2 protein-coding genes are annotated in these 1,534 nt (G+C 75.1%); both read right to left on the reverse strand.

Features of this window, described 5'->3' with window-relative positions; genetic code table 11:
- Positions 1-1,275: PrsW family intramembrane metalloprotease (locus H5J29_RS32230; protein WP_181784690.1), on the reverse strand; the 1,275-nt coding region annotated here is incomplete at its 3' end.
- 38 nt (positions 1,276-1,313) lie between these two features.
- The coding region (locus tag H5J29_RS32235; RefSeq protein WP_181784691.1) for a DUF3180 domain-containing protein at positions 1,314-1,534 on the reverse strand (221 nt) is incomplete at its 5' end.

Below are 1,534 nucleotides of genomic sequence, written 5' to 3' on the forward strand. Positions count from 1 at the left end.
GCATGACGGGCGCGGTGACCAGGGGTTCGACGAGGAGATGGTGTGGGGGGCGGGCGGGGCCCAGCCCGGCGGGTGGTCGCCGCCCCAAGCGGCGGTGAGCGCGTCGGGCATGCCGAGGGCGCGGGCGCGGGCCTTGGCCAGGTCCCGCAGCCGCGTGGACTGCAGCTCCTCGGCGCTGTCTCGGACCGCGCCGCGGGCGATGCGGGCGCGGAGGAAGGCGAGCTCGGTGACGGCGGCCTGGTAGTCCGCGACCGCCCGGGCCGCGTGCGGGCCGGACCGCCGCTTGACCGCCCGCCGCCAACCCCGCCGTTGGGCCAGGTTGCCGAGCAGCGGCACCTCGCTCCACGCGATCCACCCGGCCTGCGCGAACGAGGGCAGCTGCTCGGCCACGGTGCGCGCCTCGCGACGGCGCTGCCAGATCAGCACCACGGCGATCCCCAGGAACAGCGGGAGCATGATCACGACGTAGACCTGGAAGAACCCGGTGCCGCCCAGGACCGAGGCGGCCCCGTTCCACATCGCATGCAGGAGCACGGCGACCAGGTAGCCCGCGAGGACCGCCAGGACCCGCACGACGACGCTGCGCTTGGCCGCCGCGATCCCGGCCCCGATCCCGATCATGGACGTGAACAGCGGGTGCGCGAAGGGCGACAGCACGCCGCGCAGCAGCAACACCGCCAGCACCCCGCCGCTCTGCCCGGCGTACGCGTCCTCCGCGAAGGCCCGCCCGATGTAGAGGATGTTCTCCGTGAAGGCGAAGCCCGCCGCGACCAGCCCGGCGTAGACGACGCCGTCGACGATCCCGTCGAACTCCCGGCGGCGCCAGATCAGCAACCCGACCAGGAACAGGCCCTTGACCGCCTCCTCCACGAACGGGGCGATCACCACCGAGCCCAGGACGTCCCCGCTGCCGCGGCCGAGCAGCGCGTCCGCCGCCAGCGTGGCGCTCGAGTTGACGAGCAGCGCGGACAGCGCGGCGAAGCACGCGCCCCAGAGGAAGGCGAACAGCAGCATCCGCGGCGGCTCGGGCTCCCAGCGGTCCAGCCACAGGAACGTGGCGACGACCGGGCCGACCGGCAGCAACGCGCACAGCGCGCCGACCAGCACGCCGCCGACCCCGACCGAGTTGCCGACGAGGCCGAGCACGATCAGCCCGCAGATCCCCAACGCCACCAGCCCCACCACGGGCAACAGCACCCCGCGCCTGCGGGCGGCGTGCGTGTGCCGGGTCTGCGGACCCGCTGGTGGCGCTCCGGTGGGCACGGGGTAGGCCATGGCGGAAGCCTACGGTGCGGTACCGACGATCACCGAGATCACCGGGCGGCCGAGGGCCCGTCCCGTTCCTCGTCCGGGTCGTCCGGGGTGCGGCAGGCGCGTTCGAGCCACAGCGCCCCGCCCACCAGGACCAGCGCCGACACCAGCCCGACGATCCCCGCCGTGGTGTCCGAGGCCGCCGCCGTCACCGTCCCGGCCCGCGGCACGACGTGCACCAGCAGCCCGGCCCACAGTCCGGCCACCAGCGCCCCGCCCAGGG

This window comes from Pseudonocardia pini (assembly GCF_013870575.1).
GTDB lineage: Bacteria > Actinomycetota > Actinomycetes > Mycobacteriales > Pseudonocardiaceae > Pseudonocardia > Pseudonocardia pini.